The 1,691-nt window shown below is 32.8% G+C and carries 2 protein-coding genes; both read right to left on the reverse strand.

The genetic code is table 11. The features are described 5' to 3' along the window. Positions 1 to 686, reverse strand: a 686-nt coding sequence (locus AB3X49_RS22545) for an SDR family oxidoreductase (protein ID WP_367964854.1), incomplete at its 3' end; no start/stop codon positions are given. Beyond that, entirely contained in the window at positions 683 to 1,669 is a 987-nt protein-coding gene (locus AB3X49_RS22550; RefSeq protein WP_002142824.1) for a UDP-N-acetylglucosamine 4,6-dehydratase family protein, read from the reverse strand. The genes AB3X49_RS22550 and AB3X49_RS22545, both read right to left, overlap by 4 nt. Positions 1,670 to 1,691: the final 22 nt, after the last annotated feature.

Here is a 1,691-nt window from a genome sequence, read left to right on the forward strand (position 1 = left end):
ATATTATATTGTTTTCCATTTATACCATCACGTAATAACACATGATACGCTTTAACTGCATCACGTACATCTAGAAAGTCTCTACTATCTTTCAAACTGTTTACTTCAATAATCGCTTTACTTCTACCCGATTCTATATCTATCATTTTTTTTGCGAGAATTGAACAAACACCATTCGATACTCCTGGACCAATTAAATTTGAGGGCTTTGCAATGATAATATTTGAATCCATTAATCCGCCCCAAGCCTCCGCAATAATGACTTGCATAGTTTTACTTAAACTATATGGATTTGAAACTTTTATGTTTTTCATACTATCTGCTTGCAATGCAGATCCTATAACTAATGTTTTACAATGCGAAGCTTCCTGCTTAATGGCTTCTAATAAATATAAAGTCCCTATTACGTTAATCTCTATATATTCAAGAGAAGCTGTCCAAGACTCATTAACTGAGTTTCTTCCTGCTAAATGCAATACATAGTCTGGTTTTATTTGTTTAATTACCTTCATTACTTCACTCTTATTTGTTAAATCACAAGTAATACCATTTTCGATTTTTTCTCTATGTGAACGATTTTGAAACATAGGAATTACATGAAAGCCCTGCTCTAAAAAATATTGGTAAGCATGACGTCCTGTGAAGCCATTTGCACCAGTTATTAAAAGGCTCACATTTCTTTTCATCGTAAAAACCCTCCTTTTTCTAACATTTGTTTCACCTCATGTTTTGTAAGTAAGTCTTGTTGAGAACTAAAACTCTTCACATCCACAAGCGGATAACTAGCATAATATTCTTGAAGTCCTTCTATAGGAATAGTCGGTAGTACCACAAAATAATTTTGATCAAAACTAATACTTGTTTTACTCTCTACCTCAGATAAAAGCATTTCACTTAATTTTTCACCAGGTCTTATCCCTACCTCTTTTATCTTCACGTTTTCTTTTTTTGAATCTTCAATCAATATTCTTGCTAAATCCGTTATTTTACATGCTGGCATTTTCATAACAAAGATTTCTCCTCCTCTTCCTTCAGATGCTGCTTTAAATAACAATCCAACAGCATCTTCAATGGTTAAGAAAAATCTAGTCATATTTGCATCGGTAATCCCTACTTTTGAAGATTGCTTAATTTGCTTTTTAAAAAGCGGTACCACACTTCCACTCGTTCCTAAAACATTTCCGCCACGAACACAAATGAATTTTGTTTTCTTCGTTTGCACATTCGCATGAACCATTAATTTTTCACCAATTGCTTTTGTCATCCCATACGTATTTGATGGATCGGCCGCTTTATCAGTTGAAACATATATAACTTTCTCAACTTGATTCTGGATAGATGCTTCAATTACATTTTGCGTACCATGTATATTTGTTTTTATAGCTTCATAAGGATAATATTCACATACTGGAACATGCTTTAAAGCTGCAAGATGAAATACATAATGTACACCTTGGCAAGCATATACTAGTTGCTCTTTATCACGAATATCTCCAATAATAAATTTCAATCTCTCTTCATTTATAAACTGTTGCTGCATTTCAAACTGAACCGTTTCATTCCTTGAAAAAACTCTAATTTCTTTCGGTGATTTTTCTAATAGTTGTTTTATAAGTTCATGTCCCCACGAACCTGTACCACCAGTAATTAAAATTATTTTATTAAGCATTCCTTTTCCTCCTACCATACAT

The sequence above is a fragment of the Bacillus sp. C30 genome (genome assembly GCF_040838255.1).
In the GTDB taxonomy this organism is placed as follows: domain Bacteria; phylum Bacillota; class Bacilli; order Bacillales; family Bacillaceae_G; genus Bacillus_A; species Bacillus_A mycoides.